We start from the raw sequence: 16,929 nt of genomic DNA, 5'->3' as shown, positions 1-16,929 counted from the left end.
GGGCTCAGGCGTCCGGGAGCGGGTCGCCGGTGTACGAGTCGACGGCCGGGTCGTCGTCGTGGTCGTCGTCGACGGAGCCGAACCGGGCGAGCATGCCCTCGCGGGCGAGGCCGAGGTAGGTGGCCGTGTCCTTGAGCGAGGCGTCGAGGATCTGGGCGACCTCCGGGAGCGCGACGTCGAACTCGTCGTGGAGCACGGCGGCCTGGCGGGCCTCGGCGCGGAACGACGCGTCGGCGAGCGCCTCGCGGTCCTCGTCGGAGAGGTCGGCCTCGTCGACCGGCCGCTTGCGGCTGCCGATCACGGGGTCCGCCGGCTCCTCGCCGACGATGACCTCCTCGTACGTGTCGACGTCGAACGGCTGGCGGAACTCGTAGAACTGCTCGCCGACCGCGTCCTGGTCCTCGTTCGTCGGGAGCTCCTCGTCGAAGGAGACGGTCTTCCGCCGGGCGTAGCGGTCCTCGCGCTGGGCGAACCGCGAGAGCGACCGCGTCTGGAGGCCGAGGAGCCACGCGCGGAACCCCATCCGGTCGCCGTCGAACCGGCTCCGGAGGTCCCAGGCGCGCAGCATTGTCTCGCCGACGAGCTCGTCGGGCGTGAGGTCCACGGCCGAGGCCCCGTCGACGGGCTCGTCGGTGACGACGTCGCGTTCGACTTCGAGCTGGCGCTCGGCGGCCGTTCGGAGGTCGTCGGTGTAGGGGGCGAGGGCCTGGTTGAAGGCGTCGCGGTCGCCGTCGAGGGCGCGGCGCCAGGACTCGGCGGCCGGGCGGTCGGAGGTCATGGGACGGAGGGGGATCGAGAAGGGCGGTGGCCCGGAGGGGCCGGTCGGTGTCAACCGGGACGGGGCGCGGGAGGATCCGGCCCGGCGTGCGGATCCTCGCGAGCGCACGCCCTCGTGACGCGGTGGCCCGGCGAAGTCCGGCCTCCCCCCGCCTCGGCGCCGAGGTGGGCCTACTCGGACAGGGTGACGACGATCGGGAAGTGGTCGCTCACCTCCCGCGGGTCGTGCGCGTGCACGTACCGGACGTCGACGACGCGGCGGTACAGCGCGGGCGACAGGAGCACGTGGTCGATGGCCGAGAACTCGCCGTCGTCGAACTGCCCGTCGGCGTTCCGGTCGTAGAACGAGGTGAACCGCTCGGCCTGCGGCACGTCGCCGAGCACGTTAACGAGGTCGTCCTCCGGCCCCGGCCCGACCCGCTTGACCGTCGCCAGGACGTCGGTGATCGGGATCGAGCTGCGGCGGTCGAGCGCCGCGTCGTCGAAGTCGTTGAAGTCGCCGAGCGCGATCACCTGCCGGCCCTCGGCGACCTCGGCGGCCACGAACTGGCGGATCACCTCGGCCTGGGCGTTCCGACGGTCCCGCCGTTCGACGTCGTCCGGCCGCGCGAGGAAGTGGACGCCGACGACCGTCACGGGCGTCCCGTCCGGCATCGTCACGCGCGCCCAGAGGTTCTTGGACACGCCGTATAGCTGGTCGCTCACGCCCACCGGCGCGCGCTCGTCGGTCCGCCCGGCGGCCTCGACCGGGAGGCGCGACAGGAGACCAACATCCTGACCCGTGAACGAGTCACGTCCGTCGACGAGGACGGCCTCGTAGCCGAGGTCCGCGAGCGACTCGTCGACCAGCATCTGGAGCGTGGCGAGGTCCTCGGTCTCGGGGATCAGCACGAGGTCGGCGTCGAGGCTTCGGACGACGGCGGCGACGGCGTCGCGGTGGGCGCGGGCCGCGGCGGGATCGCCCTTCCACGCGAACGTGGCCTCGCCCTCGCCGCCGGCCCCGTCGAACAGGAACTCGCCGTTGAACGTCGCCACGCGGACCCCCTCGGCGGTCCAGACGGGCGGCGGCTGGACCTCGAAGGCCGACGCCTCGGGCCCGGCGGGCACGGACGGGCCGGCGCACGCGCCGAGGATCGACAGGAAGGCGGCGAGGAGGGCGAGCGGGCGTGTCATGAGCGGCGGGACGAGGCAAAAAAGGAGGGGCGCGCCGGTCGGGCGCGCCCCTCAAGATCGGGAGCGGAGCGGGCGGCTAGAGCACCAGCCCAGCGGCGGCGGGGACGGCGGCCGGGAGGGGCGCCGCGACGCCCGAATAGAATCGGAACCGCTTGGGGTCGACCCGGAAGCCCGTCGGGTTGACGGGCACGTGGCCGTTCGACCAGTTCGGGGCCTGGCCGCCGACCATCGAGCGCTCGCTGTAGAAGTGGCGCGTCTTGCGCGAGAACGGCCGGGACGAGGCCGGCGCGTGGTAGACCGCGTGGGCCACCTCGAGCGCCTGCACGAACGCGGGCGAGTCGGGCGACGGCGCGAGCGACGTGTAGAGGCGCCGCTTCGGGTTGCCCGGGTTGAACGCGCTGAACTGGTACGGGTCGAGCACGACGCCTTCGTAGGTGTGCACCCCGCGGTAGCCCGTTTCGACGCGGTTGCGGAGGACCCATGCCACGAGCTCCTGTTCATCGGCTCGCTTCGTCTCGGAGTAGATACAGCGCGCCATCCACAGCACGTCGTCGCTCACCGTGTCGAGCGAGAACGGGGGGGGCGCGTCAAGGTCCGACACCAGCGACACGGGGACTTCGTCGCCTGAGAGGTCCGTCGAGGAGTGGATCGTGACGAAGAGCCCGAGCAGGGGGAGCATCCCGGCGAGGGCGATGGAGAGCGCGGTGGCAATCCCTTTTGCAATGGTGCTCATGCGGGTCCGGTGGGTGAGCCTGGAGGACGACCGGCGTCATGCGAGAATCTTGCCGGTTCGATGGAGGCGTAGCGGAGGCGCGATGGCGGGGTTGCGAAGGAGTCGGGAAACGGCGCGGGGGGCGCCAGTTCGCATTCCAAACGGCGTGCCCGCACGGCCTTTTCACGCGCGATTGCCTCGGAGGGGCATCTCTACGCGGGCCGCTCAGACCCAAGCGTCTACTGGGCTGTTCCGGCTGCCCGCCGTTGTGGACAGATCTTCGTGGTCCTCCGCGTACGCCTCTCTCCTCATGACCCGCCCGCCACGCCTTCTCGTCGACGCCAACATTCCCCACGCACAGGCTGCGTTTGGGGGCTACGGACTCGTCCGCACGATGGCCGGGCGAGACATCACCCGAGACGACCTCGCCGAGGTGGAGGCGCTCCTCGTCCGCAGCGTCACGCCGGTGGACGCGGCGCTGATCGACGGGACGCCCGTGCGGTTCGTCGGCACGGCGACGGCCGGGATCGATCACGTGGACGTGGCGGCCTTGGACGAGCGGGGCATCGCCTTCGCGTCCGCACCAGGCTCCAACGCCGCATCCGTGGTCGATTACGTCGTCGCCGCGCTGCTGGCGGTCGCGGCCGACCGGGGGGAGACCCTCGACGGGAAGACGCTCGGCGTCGTCGGGGTAGGAGAGGTCGGCGGCCGGCTGGTGCCGCGGGCCCGCGCGCTCGGCCTCCGCGTCCTGGTCTCCGACCCGCCCCGCGCCTCCTCGGGCCAGACCGATCACGACCCCCTCGACCTCGACGCCGTGCTCGCCGAGGCGGACGTGGTCACGCTCCACACGCCGCTCACTCGGCCCGGAGAGAGCCCGTGGCCGACGCTCGGGCTGATCGACGCCGAGGCCGCCTCGAGGATGAAGCCGGATGCGTGGCTGATCAACGCGGCGCGCGGGCGCGTGGTTACGAGCGAGGCCGCGGCGACGCTCGCCACCAGCCGGCCGGTCGTCCTCGACGTGTGGCCGAACGAGCCGGAGCCCGATCCGGCGCTCGTCAGGGCCGCCACGCTCGCCACGCCCCACGTCGCCGGCTATGCCGCCGACGCCAAGACGCGCGGGACGGCCATGCTTGCCGCGGCGCTGGCGGCGTGGGCTGGCGGAGACGCGTGGACGCCTCCGGCCGTCGACCCGATCGTCGTCGACGCGCCGGACCTGCCCACGGAGACGGCGGTCGAGCAGACGCGGTGGCTCGACGCGCTCGCCCGCCAGGCCTACGACGTCCGCGCCGACGACGCCCGCTTCCGGGCAGCGATGGCGGGGGGCGACGGCGAGGCCCGGGCGGCCGCGTTCGCCACGCTCCGAAAGACCTACCCAGAGCGTCGCGAACTCGACCGGTTCGTTGTGCGCGGCCCGGTCCCCGACTCGCTGCGTGCCGCTGTCACCGCCGGCCTCGGCATGGACGTGGACGGACTCGCGTCGGACCGGCGTCCCTAGAGTGGGAGGCTGGCCGCGCCGTCTTGCCTACAGGGGCAAGTTGCCGTGCTTCTTGCGAGGGAGCGTCTGGACCTTGTGCTCCAGCATCCCGAGCGTGCGGATCAGCCGCTCGCGCGTCTCAGACGGGCGGATCACGTCGTCGACGTAGCCCCGCTCGGCGGCGACGTAGGGGTTCGCGAACCGCTGGCGGTACTCCTCAGTGAACGCCTCCTCGGCCGCGGCGGGGTCCTCGGCGGCCGCGATCTCGCGCTTGCGGATGATCTCGACGGCGCCCTTGGGTCCCATCACCGCGATCTCGGCCGTCGGCCACGCGAGGTTGAGGTCGGCGCGGATGTGCTTCGAGTTCATCACGTCGTAGGCCCCGCCGTAGGCCTTCCGTGTGATGACGGTCATCTTGGGGACGGTCGCCTCGCAGAAGGCGTAGAGCAGCTTGGCCCCGTGGCGGATGATCCCGTTCCACTCCTGATCGGTGCCGGGCAGGAAGCCCGGGACGTCCTCGAACACGACGAGCGGGATGTTGAACGCGTCGCAGAACCGGACGAACCGCGCGCCCTTGACGCTCGCGTCGATGTCGAGCACGCCCGCCAGAACGGCCGGCTGGTTCGCCACGACGCCCACCGACCGGCCGCCGAGGCGGGCGAACCCGACCACGAGGTTCGCGGCGAAGTCGGGGTGGATCTCGAAGAACCCGCCGTCGTCGACGACGCGCGAGATGACCTCGTGGATGTCGTACGGCTTGTTCGGGTTCTCGGGGACGAGCTCGTCGAGCGCCGCGTCGGCCCGGCCGACGGGGTCGCTCGTGGAGACGCGCGGCGCGGGGTCCTCGCAGTTCGACGGGAGATAGCCCAGGAGCTCCCGGATGCCGAGGAGGAGCGCGCCCTCGTTGGGGAACGCGCGGTGGCACACGCCCGACTTCGAGGCGTGCGTGTCGGCCCCGCCCAACTCCTCCTGCGTGACCTCCTCGTTGGTGACCGTCTTCACGACGTTCGGCCCGGTCACGAACATGTAGCTCGTCCCACGCGCCATGAACGTGAAGTCGGTGATGGCCGGGGAGTAGACGGCCCCGCCGGCGCACGGCCCGAGGACGGCCGAGATCTGCGGCACGACGCCCGACGCCAGGGTGTTCTGGAGGAAGATGTCGGCGTAGCCGCCGAGCGCCGCGACGCCCTCCTGGATGCGCGCCCCGCCCGAGTCGTTGAGCCCGATGACGGGCATCCCGTTCCCGAGGGCCATTTCCATCAGCCGGACGATCTTCTCGGCGTGGGCCAGCCCCAGCGACCCGCCGAACACGGTGAAGTCCTGCGAGAACACGGCGACGGTCCGCCCGTCGACGGTCCCCCAGCCCGTCACGACGCCGTCGCCATAGGGCCGGCTCTTCTCGAGCCCGAACCCCCGCGCCTGGTGGCGGACGAACGCGCCGGTCTCGACGAACGAGCCGGGGTCGAGGAGGATCTCGATCCGCTCGCGGGCGGTCAGCTTGCCCCTGTCGTGCTGGCGGGCGACGCGGGCTTCGCCGCCGCCCTGGCGGGACTCGGCGCGGCGGCGGTCGAGGTCGGCGTAGCGGTCGGCGGGCTGGTCGGACATGGGGCGGGGGAGGGGAGGACCGGAAGCTAACCGGACGCCCCGGTCCGTTCGGCTCCCTCCACCTCGGCGCCGAGGCGGGCGGACACAGAAGCGCCCGCCCTGGACCTTCCGTCCGGGGCGGGCGCGCGGTCACGCGCTGGCGTCGACGCCAGCGGGCCGTCGGCTAGTAGCGGCGCCGGTTCGCGCGGCGGGCCTTCTTGGCCGCCTCCTTCCGCTCCTCGCGGCGGACCGCCGAGGGCTTCGTGTAGGACATGTTCTCCCGGTAGATCCGGAGGACACGGGCGCGGTTCACCGTCCGCTTGAAGCGGCGGAGGGCGCGGTCGATGGACTCCTTGTCGCGTACTTTGATGCCGATGGCCAAGGCGATACCTGTCTGGTTATGGGGGTGAGCGGAGCGGAAGGCGCGTGCCGAGTGCAGCCTTGAAAGCTAGGGGACTGCCCCGGTGCAACCAAGGACGCCGCGGGCGGGATCGGTGAATACGAGGGGAAGGACAGCGTTTGAGGGGGCGCGGCAGGAGGCGCCCTCGATTCGATCCGCCCCAACGCAGGATCGGGACTGGGATCGGGTCCGGTGCCGATCCGGGCTGGCGGTGTCGGCCCGACGGAGGGACCTTCCGTCCCCAGTCCCCCACGTCCATGCACCTCGTCCTCGCCACCCGCAACGCCGGCAAGGTCGCCGAACTGGAGGCCCGCCTCGCCGGACTCGACGTCGACCTCGTCTCGGCCGGCTCCCTCGACGACGCGCCCGAGGTGGAGGAGGACGCCGACACGCTCCGGGGTAACGCCGAGAAGAAGGCCCGTGCGCTCTGGGCCCACACGGGGCTCCCGTCCCTCGCCGACGACACCGGCCTCGAGGTCGACGCGCTCGACGGGGCGCCGGGCGTCCGGAGCGCGCGCTACGCTGGCGAGGACGCAGACGACGAGGCCAACCGCCGGAAGCTCCTCGCCGAGCTCGCGGGAGCGCCGACTCGGACGGCCCGCTTCCGCACCGCCCTCGCCTACGTCGACGGCGACGGGGTCCGGTTCTTCGACGGCGTGTGCGAGGGGCTCATCGCGACGGAGGAGTCTGGAACGGGCGGGTTCGGGTACGACGCCCTCTTCCGCCCAACCGACGGCGACGGCCGGACGTTCGCCCAGATGGGGGCCGGCGAGAAAAACCGGATCAGCCACCGCGGCCGAGCTCTCGACGCCTTCGCCGCGTGGCTGGAGACGGGTGAGCGGGGCGGGGAATAGGAGGGAGCTGGGGCGGACGATGGGACGCAGGACGGGCCACATACAAAGGTCGCTTTGTCCGGTCTTCACCCCGGCTTGGGGGAGCCTCTGCGGGGGGCGGACTAGCTTGCTCGCCCTGACCCCCCAGCCCGGGTTCTCGTCCCCCCGATGACCGTCACCACCAGCCTCCTGCTCGGCGCCCTTCTGGGCGCGGCCAACGCGGCGGCGGCGGCTTGGACGGCCCGCAAGGCGATGGACGGCGCCTCCGAGCGGGCGCTCCACCTCGTCCTCGGCGGGATGGTCGTGCGGATGGCCGTCGTGCTGGCGGCCGTCGCCCTCGTGCTCGCCCTCGTGCCGGTCCACCGCGGCGCGTTCGTCGGCGGGCTCGGGGTCCTCTTCGTCGGCGGCCTCCTCGTGGAGGTCGCCCTCGTCCTCGGCCGGTCGTCCGGCCAGACCCGGCCCCAGGCCGACGCCTAAGACTCTCCGCATGCGGACCGCCCTACGCTTCGTCCTGCTCCTGACGGTCGCCGCCGTCGCCACGGCCCCCGCCTCGGCGGCCGAGGGCGAGGAGCTCGACGCCGTCCACCACACGGCCGACGGGTACTACCTCGACTTCTCGCCGATCGGGAAGGTCGAGCTCCCGCGCATCTTCCTGACCCGCCGGGCCGACGGCTCGCTCGCGTTCGACGTGTTCGGGTCCTCGACGGCCGCCGTGGCCTCGGGACGCTACGGGATCGAGACGCACCTCGAAGGCGGCCACGGGGAGGGCACCGGCCACCAGGCCGAGGCGGAGGCGGACACCGAAGGGGCCGGGTTGGTGGACGGCGACCTCGACCCCGAGGAGCTGCAGGAGGCCAACGCCGAGGAGATCCTCGGCGAGGCCGTCGAGGCCGAGGCGCCTTACGACGCCCACTTGGTCGCGACCGAGGGCTCGATCCTGATCGACCTCTCGATCTCGCGACACCTCGTGTTCATCTTCATCGCCATCGGCGTCCTGTTCCTGCTGTTCGTCCCGATGGCGAACAAGTACAAGCGCGGCGTCGGGCGGACGAGCGCGCCGAAGGGCCGGCTCCAGAATGTCCTGGAGACGCTCGTGATCTACGTCCGCGACGAGATCGCGCGGCCGAACCTGGGCGCGAAGACCGACAAGTACCTCCCGTACCTCCTGACGGTCTTCTTCTTCATCCTCATCGCCAACCTGCTCGGTCTCGTCCCGTTCGGGGCGACGGCGACGGCGAACATCACGGTGACGGCCGTCCTGGCCCTGTTCACGTTCGTCATCACGCAGTTCGCCGGGACGAAGGACTACTGGATGCACATCCTGTGGCCCCCCGGCATCCCGGTCTTCCTCAAGCCCATCCTGATCCCGATCGAGATCCTGGGCCTGTTCACGAAGCCGTTCGCCCTGGCCGTCCGGCTCTTCGCCAACATGGTGGCGGGGCACCTCGTGATCCTCAACCTCATCGGGCTCATCTTCATCGTGGGCGGGATGAGCGCCGCGGCCGGCTACGGCACCTCGATCCCCGCGCTCGGGCTGACGCTGTTCGTCTACGCCCTCGAGCTGCTGGTCGCGTTCATCCAGGCCTACGTGTTCACGATCCTCTCGGCCCTGTTCATCGGGATGGCCACGGCCGAGCACGAGCACGACCACGACCACTCCGAGGACCACGGCTTCACGGCCCACGACGTCGCCGTCTCCCAGTCGAACGGCTACCAGGAGGTCCACAAGGAGCACGAGCGGACCGTCGGGACGGAGGCCGTCATGGCCTTCTCGGCGCCCTCCGCCTAAACCAGTACCGCGGCGCTCGCGCCGCACCGCGGCCGCCGCCCTGCGGCACGCCGCATCCCCGGGCCCCGCGCCCTTTCATCGCCAACACCACCCCTACCCTTTACGACCATGGAACCCATCGGTCTCGGTTACCTCGCCGCCGGCCTCGGCGCCGGCCTCGCCGTCATCGGCGCCGGCCTCGGCATCGGCCGCCTCGCCGCCGCCGCCCTCGAAGGCTCGGCCCGCCAGCCGGAGGCCGCCGGTGACATCCGGACGACGATGATCATCGCCGCCGCCCTCATCGAGGGCGCGACGTTCTTCGGCCTGATCGTCTGCATCCTGATGGCGATCGCCTAGCGACGCCGGCCGCCTCGGCGGCCACTCTGGCGCTCCGGCGCCACGCCCGGGAGCACGGCCCCGCCCGCTGTGGCGGGGCCGTGTGTGACCCCGACCCCCCCTTTAGCCCGCTTCTCCGATGGCCCTCGTCCTCGCTGCCAGCCTGCTCTCGGCCAACTTCGGCCTCGCCATCTGGCTCGGCATCGCGTTCCTGCTCCTGATGTTCCTCCTGGGCAAGTTCGCCTGGGGCCCGATCACGTCCGCGCTCGACGAGCGCGAGCAGACGATCGAGGCGTCGATCACGCGGGCCGAGGCCGCGCTCGCCGAGGCGAAGCAGCTCCAGTCCGACAACGAGGCCGCCCGCCGCGAGGCGGAGGGCCAGGCCCAGCGGATCCTCGCGGACGCCCGCGACGAGGCCGCCCGCCAGCGCGAGGCGGCCAAGGCCGACCTCGCCGCCGAGCTCACCGAGCAGCGCGAGCGGGCCTCGGCCGACATCGAGCGCCAGAAGCAGCAGGCGCTCGGCGAGCTCCGCGCCGAGGTGGCCGCCCTGGCCGTCGGCGCCGCCGAGAAGATCCTCCGCAAGGAGATCGACGCCGAGCAGCAGCGCGGCCTCGTCGACCAGTTCATCGCCGACCTGCCGCAGAACTGATCCGCGACGCGCGATGCGTGGCGCTCTCTGAGCGCCCATCTCGCCTCGCCCATCCCGCCTCCCCCTCATGGACCCCGTCGCCCGACGCTACGCCCAGGCCCTCACCGAAGAGGCCCAGTCCGCCGGCCAGCTCGACGCCGCCGACGCCGACGTGGCGCTGGTGGCGGAGACGCTCGACGGCTCGCGCGAGCTCCGGCTGGCGCTGACGAGCCCCGTCGTGCCGTCCCCGAAGAAGCGGGCCGTCCTCGACCGGCTCTTCGAGGGGCGCGTCTCGGACCTGACGACCCGCTTCCTGCACCTCCTCGTGGAGAAGCAGCGCGACGGCCAGATCCCGGACATCCTCGAGGCCTACCGCCTCCTCCGCGACGAGCGGACGGGGACGGTCGAGGCCACCGTCCGCACGGCCCGGCCGCTCTCCGCCGAGGAGGCCGAGCGGCTCAAGACGGCCCTCCAAGGCCGCTCTGGCAAGACCGTCCGGATGGACCTCCGCGTCGACCCGTCGCTCATCGGCGGGCTTGTCGTCCGCCTCGGCGACGTCGTGTACGACCGGAGCGTCCGCCACCAGCTCGACACCCTCCGCGGCCAGCTCGCCCAGCGCGCCGCCGTCAGCCTGAACTAACCCCGCTGGCTCTGCCCGCCTCGGTCCGACCCCGGACCCCCCGAGGCGGACCGGGCCGACCTCCTGTACTCCACCGACATGGCTACTGCGATTCGCCCCGACGAAGTGACCGACGTGCTCCGCCAGGAGCTCGGCAACTTCTCCTCCGAGACCGACACGTACGAGGTCGGCACCGTGCTCCAGGTGGGCGACGGCATCGCCCGGCTCTACGGCCTCTCGAAGGTCCAGGCCGGCGAGCTCATCGAGTTCCCGTCGTCCGGCGTAACCGGGATGGTCCTCAACCTCGAGGAGGACAACGTCGGCGCCGTGCTCTTCGCCGACGCCAACGAGGTCAAGGAGGGCGACGAGGCCCGCCGGACCGGCCGGATCGCCTCGATCCGCGTCGGCGAGGGGATGCTCGGGCGCGTCGTGGACCCGCTGGGCAACCCGCTCGACGGGAAGGGCCCGATCTCTGGTGAGACCTACGAGATGCCGATCGAGCGGAAGGCGCCGGGCGTCATCTACCGCGAGCCCGTCACGGAGCCGCTCCAGACGGGCATCAAGGCCATCGACTCGATGGTCCCGATCGGGCGCGGCCAGCGCGAGCTCGTCATCGGCGACCGCCAGACGGGCAAGACGGCCGTCCTCATCGACACGATCCTGTCGCAGAAGACGACGCACGAGGCGGGCGACAAGCCGGTCTACTGCATCTACGTCGCCATCGGCCAGAAGGCCTCGACGGTGGCCACGCTCCAGGCCGCGCTCGAGCGCTACGGCGCCATGGAGTACACGGTGATCGTGAACGCGCCGGCCTCGGCGCCGGCGCCGCTCCAGTTTATCGCCCCGTTCGCGGGCGCCTGCATCGGCGAGTACTTCCGCGACACGGGCCGCCACGCCCTCTGCATCTACGACGACCTCTCGAAGCAGGCCGTCGCCTACCGCGAGGTCTCGCTCCTCCTCCGCCGCCCGCCGGGCCGCGAGGCGTACCCGGGCGACGTGTTCTACCTCCACTCGCGGCTCCTCGAGCGCGCGGCCAAGATCACGGCCGACGTCTCGATCGCGAAGGACATGAACGACCTCCCGGAGTCGCTCCAGGGCATGGTCCAGGGCGGCGGCTCGCTCACGGCGCTCCCGGTCATCGAGACGCAGGCGGGCGACGTCTCGGCCTACATCCCGACCAACGTGATCTCGATCACGGACGGCCAGATCTTCCTCGAGTCGAACCTCTTCAACTCGGGCGTCCGGCCGGCCATCAACGTCGGCATCTCGGTGTCTCGCGTCGGCGGCAACGCCCAGATCAAGGCGATGAAGTCGGTCTCCGGCACGCTCCGACTCGACCTCGCCCAGTACCGCAACCTCGAGGCGTTCGCCAAGTTCGGCTCCGACCTCGACCCGGCCACGCAGCGCCAACTCAACCGGGGCGCCCGCCTCGTGGAGGTCCTGAAGCAGGGCCAGTACGAGCCGGTCCCGGTCGCCGAGCAGGTCGCCGTGATCTACGTCGCCGGCAAGGGCCTCATCGACGAGGTCCCGGTCGCGCAGGTCCGCGCCTGGGAGAAGGACTACCGCGAGGCGCTCCGCCTCAAGCACGCCGACGCGCTCACGTCGGTCGTCGACACGGGCAAGCTGTCCGACGAGGCGGCCTCGGCCTTCGAGCAGGAGGCCACCGACATCGCCGCCAAGTACGCCGGCTGAGAAGGGTAGGGGGATGGGCCACGCGGGACGCGTCCCGCCCCATCCCTCCATCCCAACTCCCTCCATCCCTCTTCACTCATGGCTAGCCTTCGAGACATTCGCGACCGGATCGGCTCGGTCCAGAACACGCAGCAGATCACGCGCGCCATGAAGATGGTGGCGGCGGCGAAGCTGCGGAAGGCGCAGGAGCGGATCTTCGCGGCGCGGCCCTACGCGTTCAAGATCCGCGAGATGATCGGGCACCTCCGCGCCCGCCTCGACGTGGCGACGCACCCGCTGTTCGAGGAGCGGGAGGAGATCCGCGGCGCGCTCCTCATCGTGGTCACGTCCGACCGCGGGCTGGCCGGCGCGTTCAACGCGAACCTCCTCAAGGTGGCCGAGGCCACGATCGCCGAGCGGTTCCAGGCCCAGCGCGACGCCGGGACGCTAAAGGTCCTGGCCATCGGACGGAAGGCGCACGAGTACTTCGGCAAGCGCGGGTTCGAGCTCGTGGGCAACTACCAGGGCGTGTTCAACGACCTCCGCTTCCCGCTCGCGGGCGAGGTCGTGGACCGCGCCGTCGAGGGCTTCCTTGCCGAGGAGTGGGACGTCGTGGAGGTCGTCTACAACGAGTTCAAGAACACGATCACGCAGAACCGCGTGGCCGAGCAGCTCCTCCCGATCCCGGCCGAGACGTTCTTCACGCCGCTCATGGAGGAGTCGGACCAGATCGACACCGAGGCCGACGAGGCCGGCGACGTGGAGTACCTCTTCGAGCCCTCCCCGGAGGTCCTGCTGGAGCGGCTCATCCCGGAGTACCTCCAGTACCAGCTCTGGCGCGCGCTCCTCGAATCGAACGCGTCCGAGCAGGGCGCCCGGATGGTGGCCATGGACAACGCCACGACGAACGCCGGCGAGCTCCTCAAGGACCTCAAGCTGACCTACAACCGCGTCCGCCAGGCGGCGATCACGACGGAGATCATCGAGATCTCGTCGGGCGCCGAGGCGCTCAACGCGGGCTAGGGCTTTCGGCTCCGCTCCGATTCCCGACGCCGGGGGCTTCGCGCCCCCGGCGTCGTCTTTTGGTGGGCCCCTGGCTTCGGCGTCCCCTCTCACCCTTGGTCGCGTGGCAATGGGTCACTGACACACCAGCGTCAGGCTCCTGATCGACGTTTCGACTCCAGAGCCCTGACCGTTGTGACGCCGTTCTCTACGGACCCCTACCTATCGGGAAATCCCATCGTGGGCGCCGTGGTCGTACCGGACGACGCGGAATGGCCCGTGCTCGCGCCGGGGCAGATCGTGTTCGTTGAGCGACTGCGGCCCCGTGGAGCGAACTATTTCGAGCGGGTGTTCGCACTCGACTACGAGGGTGCCGTCATCGTCCGGCACATCCAGATCTTCGGTCCACTCTGTAGGGTGTGGGGAGCGAATGAGAACTACAGGTGGGGATCCGGTCGCGCGCTCGAACTGCCGCCGGTCGAAGGGTGGCCGAAGGCGGATTGGACCCGTTCGGGTTTCGTCCGTCCTCAACTGACGCTGCTGGGTCCCGTCGTGTACCCCTACCGGCACGCTGCGCAGCTCGAGATGGGGCGTCCCGACGGACGCAGAACCCCTGCGATCTACTTCGCTTGGGGCAACTGAGCGGAGGCGCATGACGCTGCAGGAGCCACCGATGGCGGAGGGCCGCCTGGTCGCGCTGTCATGCCCCGCGCTTCCTCCACCTCGACACCCAGCCTACCGAGGCGGGCGGACAAAAAAACGCCCGGCGCCGAGGAGGCGCCGGGCGGGGTACCGCGTACGGGATTCGAACCCGTGTTACCGCCGTGAGAGGGCGGCGTCCTAGGCCTCTAGACGAACGCGGCAGGTCTGAGGCACCCGGTTCCAGCCGGGCGGGACGACGAAGGTAAACAGGGAAACCGGCCCTAGCGATCCTCCAACGCCATCTTCACGTGCTCGATGCCGGCCTCATCGAACACGTCGCCCTCCGGCTCGAACCCGAACGACGCGTAGAGGTCGGCGATGTAGGTCTGGGCGTGGAGGACGAACCGTCTGTGGCCGGCGGCGCGGGCGTCGGCGAGGGCGCGGGCGACGAGGGCGCGGCCGAGGCCGGTGCCGCGCGCCTCGGGCACGACGGCGAACCGCTCCAGCTTGACGGCGTCGCCCACAGGCCGCCAGCGGGCGCAGCCGACGGGCGCCCCGTCGTGCTCGGCGAGGAGGTGGTGGACCGCGACCCCGCGTGCCTCGGGCGCGTCGTGGACGTCCCACTCCTCCTCAGGAGGGCACGCCTGCTCCTCGACGAACACGCGCTGACGGACGGCCCGGACGGCCTGCCAGTCCGCCTCGGTGACGGCCTCGCGGAGGAGGGTCTCGCTCACAGCTCGGCAGCGAGGAACGCCGCGATGCGGCCCTGGACCGTTCCGTTGGCCATCAGCCCCTCGCGCGTGACGTCGTCGACGATCTCGGTGATGCGGGGCCTCGCGGCCGACGAGGTCAGGGCGGCATCGAGGCTTGTAAGCTGGTCCTCCCCGACCACGGGGTCGCCGGCGGCATGGAGGGCGAGGATGGCCGGGAGCCGGTCGTTCGGGCGGAGGCGGGCGGGGGAGAGACGCGTCAGGGCGAGCCGGGCGCCTTCGAGGTCGAGCGTGCCGTCGCGGAGCGCGAACGCCGGCGCCGCGAGGGCGTCGAGCGCGGGGTACGGGTTGGCCGGCGTGGTGCCGAGCAGGCGGGACCGGACCTCGCCGCGGAACGAGTCGGCGAAGAGGTCGGTGGGGGCGCCGAGCGCGACGACGGCCGACACGCTGGCGCCGCGGACCGCGGCGAGGAGCGCGACCGTCCCGCCGCGCCCCACGCCGACGAGCCCGAGGCGGGACGGGTCGGTGCGCGGGACGCGGTCGATCACGCCGAGGATCGCGCGCACGTCGCCCACGTCGGCGCGGTACGGGTCCGGCTCGAACTGCGACCGCGCGGCGTCGCCGCCGACCACGAGCGGCTCGCCGCGGTAAGCCATGACGACCTGGACGGCGTTGTCGACGAGGAAGCCGAACCCGGCGGCCGTGAGGAGGTCGGCCTCGGAGGCGCCGTCGGTCCCGTCGGTGAGGACGAGGACGGTCGGCAGGCGCGTCGTGGCCCCGACGCCCTGGGGCACGCGGGCGAGCGCCGTCACGATCCGCTCGCCCTCGAAGTCGTAGGCGAGGAGGAACTGCCGGGACCCGTCTGCTGCGGCCCGGAGCTCCGTCACGGTCGGCTCGCCGTCCGTGGCGCTGACGCCGATCGCGAGGGCCGCGTCCGACTCGGGGGCCGTCGGCGTTTCGAAGAGGTCGGTCAGGTTGACGCCCGCGACGACCTCGTCCTCGCCCGGGTCGGGCGTCTCGCAATCGGGGTCGATGGCGGGGACGCACTCGGTCACCGGCGGCGACTCGCTGCAGCCGGCCAGGAGCATTACGGAGCCGGCGAAGACGCCAGTCAGCAGGGCGAGGAGCGGGAGGCGGCCGAGAACCATGGGTCGGGAGCGGGGGAGGAGCGTCAACGACCGGGCCGGCGTGCCGGTGCCCGGGGGCCCTCTCCAGCGAAGATCCACAACATCCCGTCGAGCCAAAGCGTATACATCAGCGGACCCGAAAATCGTCGCCGGCGGAGCTCCAGAATCTGAGCCGCGTCGGCCCATCGAACCGACCGCATGGCCACGCCCATCTACCTCGATTACAACGCGACGACGCCCGTCGACCCCCAGGTGCTCGACGCGATGCTCCCGTTCTTCGGCGAGCACTTCGGAAACGCTTCCAGCGAGCACGCCTTCGGCTGGGCTGCCGACGAGGCCGTCAAGCAGGCCCGCGAGCGGACGGCCCGCCTCATCGGCGCCACGCCGCGGACGATGTTCTTCACGAGCGGCGCGACCGAGGCCATCTCGCTCGCCATCCGGGGGGCCGGCGACGTCTACGGAGGCCGGCGGCACCGGATCGTGACCGTCCAGACCGAACACCGCGCCGTCCTCGCCACGTGCGAGGCCATGGAGCGGGAGGGGTTCGAGACGACCTACCTTCCGGTGGATGAGAACGGCCTCGTCGACCTCGACGACCTCGAGGCCGCGCTCGACGACGAGACGTTCCTCGTGAGCGTGATGTGGGCCAACAACGAGACCGGCGTGATCCAGCCGATCCCGGAGATCGCCGAGCGCGCCCACGCCGCCGGCGCCGTCATGATGAGCGACGCCACGCAGGCCGTCGGCAAGGTCCCGATCTCGGTCAACCACGACAGTGTGGACCTCCTCTCGATGTCCGGCCACAAGCTGTACGGACCGAAGGGCGTCGGCGCGCTCTACGTCCGCCAGCGCGGGCCGCGCGTGAAGCTCCGCCCACAGGTGACCGGCGGCGGTCAGGAGGGCGGGCTCCGCGGCGGCACGCTCAACGTGCCAGGCATCGTCGGCCTCGGGATGGCCGCCCACCTCGCGCGCCGTGAGCGGGAGGCCGACGCCGAGCGGCTGGCCGCGCTCCGCGACCGGTTCGAGACCGCCGTCTGCGAGGCCGTGCCCGGGACGGTCGTCAACGCCGCCGACGCCCCACGCTTGCCGAACACGACGAGCCTCCGGTTCGAAGGCGCCCGCGCCGCGCAGCTCCTCCCGGTCATGCACGGGGTCGCCGCGTCGAACGGCTCCGCCTGCCACGCCCACACCGACGAGCCGAGCCACGTCCTCCGCGCGATGGGGCTGACCGAGGCGCAGGCCCGCGCCTCCGTCCGCTTCAGCCTGGGCCGCCCGACCACCGAGGCGGAGGTGGACGCGGCCGTCGAGCGCGTCGCCGAGGCCGTCCACACCGTCCGCCGCCGCGCCGCGGCGTGAGGTCGAGGCTGTGAGCTCAGAGTGCGGAGATCATCGGGGCGACCGACCTCCGAGTCTCGCTCCGCGTAAGAGCGCCCCGGGCCACGACCTCTGAACCCTGAGTCGAAGGCCGGCTCT

At 71.8% G+C, this 16,929-nt stretch carries 18 protein-coding genes and 1 tRNA gene; 11 read left to right on the top strand and 8 right to left on the bottom strand.

Translation table 11 applies throughout. The features are described from left to right. Positions 1-4: 4 nt before the first annotated feature. The 3 genes from BSZ37_RS18930 to BSZ37_RS18920 all read right to left on the bottom strand — a co-directional run bounded on the left by BSZ37_RS18930 (position 5) and on the right by BSZ37_RS18920 (position 2,683). Entirely contained in the window at positions 5-778 is a 774-nt protein-coding gene (locus BSZ37_RS18930; RefSeq protein ID WP_095512048.1) for an RNA polymerase sigma factor, read from the bottom strand. A 170-nt stretch (positions 779-948) separates the two neighbouring features. After that, a complete protein-coding gene (locus tag BSZ37_RS18925) occupies positions 949-1,950 on the bottom strand; it encodes an endonuclease/exonuclease/phosphatase family protein (RefSeq protein WP_095512047.1) in 1,002 nt (333 codons plus the stop codon). Between the two features lie 76 nt (positions 1,951-2,026). Continuing rightward, positions 2,027-2,683 carry a cell wall hydrolase gene (locus BSZ37_RS18920; protein ID WP_095512046.1) on the bottom strand — a complete coding sequence of 219 codons (657 nt, stop codon included), beginning with the start codon at positions 2,681-2,683 and terminating at the stop codon, positions 2,027-2,029. Positions 2,684-2,972: 289 nt separating this feature from the next. Between BSZ37_RS18920 and BSZ37_RS18915 the strand changes: the two genes are divergently transcribed. After that, a complete protein-coding gene (locus tag BSZ37_RS18915; RefSeq protein ID WP_095512045.1) occupies positions 2,973-4,157 on the top strand; it encodes a 4-phosphoerythronate dehydrogenase in 1,185 nt (394 codons plus the stop codon). 27 nt (positions 4,158-4,184) lie between these two features. On the opposite strand, the gene BSZ37_RS18910 is transcribed toward BSZ37_RS18915, so the two are convergent. Next, complete coding sequence (locus BSZ37_RS18910) at positions 4,185-5,741, bottom strand: acyl-CoA carboxylase subunit beta (protein WP_095512044.1); 1,557 nt, start codon at positions 5,739-5,741, stop codon at positions 4,185-4,187. Between the two features lie 163 nt (positions 5,742-5,904). Then, entirely contained in the window at positions 5,905-6,096 is a 192-nt protein-coding gene (gene rpsU / locus BSZ37_RS18905; RefSeq protein WP_342761220.1) for a 30S ribosomal protein S21, read from the bottom strand. Between the two features lie 281 nt (positions 6,097-6,377). Between rpsU and rdgB the strand changes: the two genes are divergently transcribed. The 9 genes from rdgB to BSZ37_RS18860 all read left to right on the top strand — a co-directional run bounded on the left by rdgB (position 6,378) and on the right by BSZ37_RS18860 (position 13,619). Next, on the top strand, positions 6,378-6,974 hold the full coding sequence (rdgB, locus tag BSZ37_RS18900; RefSeq protein WP_095512042.1) for an RdgB/HAM1 family non-canonical purine NTP pyrophosphatase: 597 nt from the start codon (positions 6,378-6,380) through the stop codon (positions 6,972-6,974). Positions 6,975-7,121: 147 nt separating this feature from the next. Continuing rightward, positions 7,122-7,430 (top strand): ATP synthase subunit I, encoded by a 309-nt coding sequence (locus tag BSZ37_RS18895; RefSeq protein ID WP_095512041.1) that lies wholly within the window; start codon positions 7,122-7,124, stop codon positions 7,428-7,430. Positions 7,431-7,440: 10 nt separating this feature from the next. After that, positions 7,441-8,742: a F0F1 ATP synthase subunit A gene (gene atpB / locus BSZ37_RS18890; RefSeq protein WP_218830567.1), complete on the top strand. Its 1,302-nt coding sequence runs from the start codon at positions 7,441-7,443 to the stop codon at positions 8,740-8,742. A gap of 108 nt (positions 8,743-8,850) precedes the next feature. Then, positions 8,851-9,078, top strand: coding sequence for an ATP synthase F0 subunit C (gene atpE / locus BSZ37_RS18885; protein WP_095512040.1), 228 nt, complete (start codon positions 8,851-8,853; stop codon positions 9,076-9,078). A gap of 118 nt (positions 9,079-9,196) precedes the next feature. Then, complete coding sequence (atpF, locus tag BSZ37_RS18880; protein ID WP_095512039.1) at positions 9,197-9,706, top strand: F0F1 ATP synthase subunit B; 510 nt, start codon at positions 9,197-9,199, stop codon at positions 9,704-9,706. Positions 9,707-9,773: 67 nt separating this feature from the next. Further along, complete coding sequence (atpH, locus tag BSZ37_RS18875) at positions 9,774-10,325, top strand: ATP synthase F1 subunit delta (RefSeq protein WP_095512038.1); 552 nt, start codon at positions 9,774-9,776, stop codon at positions 10,323-10,325. Between the two features lie 78 nt (positions 10,326-10,403). Further along, positions 10,404-11,996: a F0F1 ATP synthase subunit alpha gene (gene atpA, locus BSZ37_RS18870; RefSeq protein WP_095512037.1), complete on the top strand. Its 1,593-nt coding sequence runs from the start codon at positions 10,404-10,406 to the stop codon at positions 11,994-11,996. A gap of 78 nt (positions 11,997-12,074) precedes the next feature. Beyond that, positions 12,075-12,998, top strand: a complete 924-nt coding sequence (gene atpG, locus BSZ37_RS18865; protein WP_095512036.1) for an ATP synthase F1 subunit gamma — start codon at positions 12,075-12,077, stop codon at positions 12,996-12,998. 174 nt (positions 12,999-13,172) lie between these two features. Further along, positions 13,173-13,619 carry a hypothetical protein gene (locus BSZ37_RS18860; RefSeq protein WP_095512035.1) on the top strand — a complete coding sequence of 149 codons (447 nt, stop codon included), beginning with the start codon at positions 13,173-13,175 and terminating at the stop codon, positions 13,617-13,619. A 148-nt stretch (positions 13,620-13,767) separates the two neighbouring features. On the opposite strand, the gene BSZ37_RS18855 is transcribed toward BSZ37_RS18860, so the two are convergent. From BSZ37_RS18855 to BSZ37_RS18845, 3 genes are all read right to left on the bottom strand, one after another. Further along, positions 13,768-13,840, bottom strand: a tRNA-Glu gene (locus BSZ37_RS18855). Between the two features lie 60 nt (positions 13,841-13,900). Further along, positions 13,901-14,353, bottom strand: a complete 453-nt coding sequence (locus tag BSZ37_RS18850; RefSeq protein ID WP_095512034.1) for a GNAT family N-acetyltransferase — start codon at positions 14,351-14,353, stop codon at positions 13,901-13,903. Further along, positions 14,350-15,477 (bottom strand): hypothetical protein, encoded by a 1,128-nt coding sequence (locus tag BSZ37_RS18845; RefSeq protein ID WP_095512033.1) that lies wholly within the window; start codon positions 15,475-15,477, stop codon positions 14,350-14,352. The genes BSZ37_RS18850 and BSZ37_RS18845 overlap by 4 nt, the downstream gene beginning before the upstream one ends. Before the next feature lie 177 nt (positions 15,478-15,654). Between BSZ37_RS18845 and BSZ37_RS18840 the strand changes: the two genes are divergently transcribed. Beyond that, positions 15,655-16,812 carry a cysteine desulfurase family protein gene (locus tag BSZ37_RS18840; RefSeq protein ID WP_095512032.1) on the top strand — a complete coding sequence of 386 codons (1,158 nt, stop codon included), beginning with the start codon at positions 15,655-15,657 and terminating at the stop codon, positions 16,810-16,812. Positions 16,813-16,929: the final 117 nt, after the last annotated feature.

Source organism: Rubrivirga marina, assembly GCF_002283365.1.
GTDB classification, from domain to species: domain Bacteria; phylum Bacteroidota; class Rhodothermia; order Rhodothermales; family Rubricoccaceae; genus Rubrivirga; species Rubrivirga marina.
Note: the sequence above shows the minus strand (reverse complement) of the source record. Positions and strands in the feature narration are given on the sequence as shown.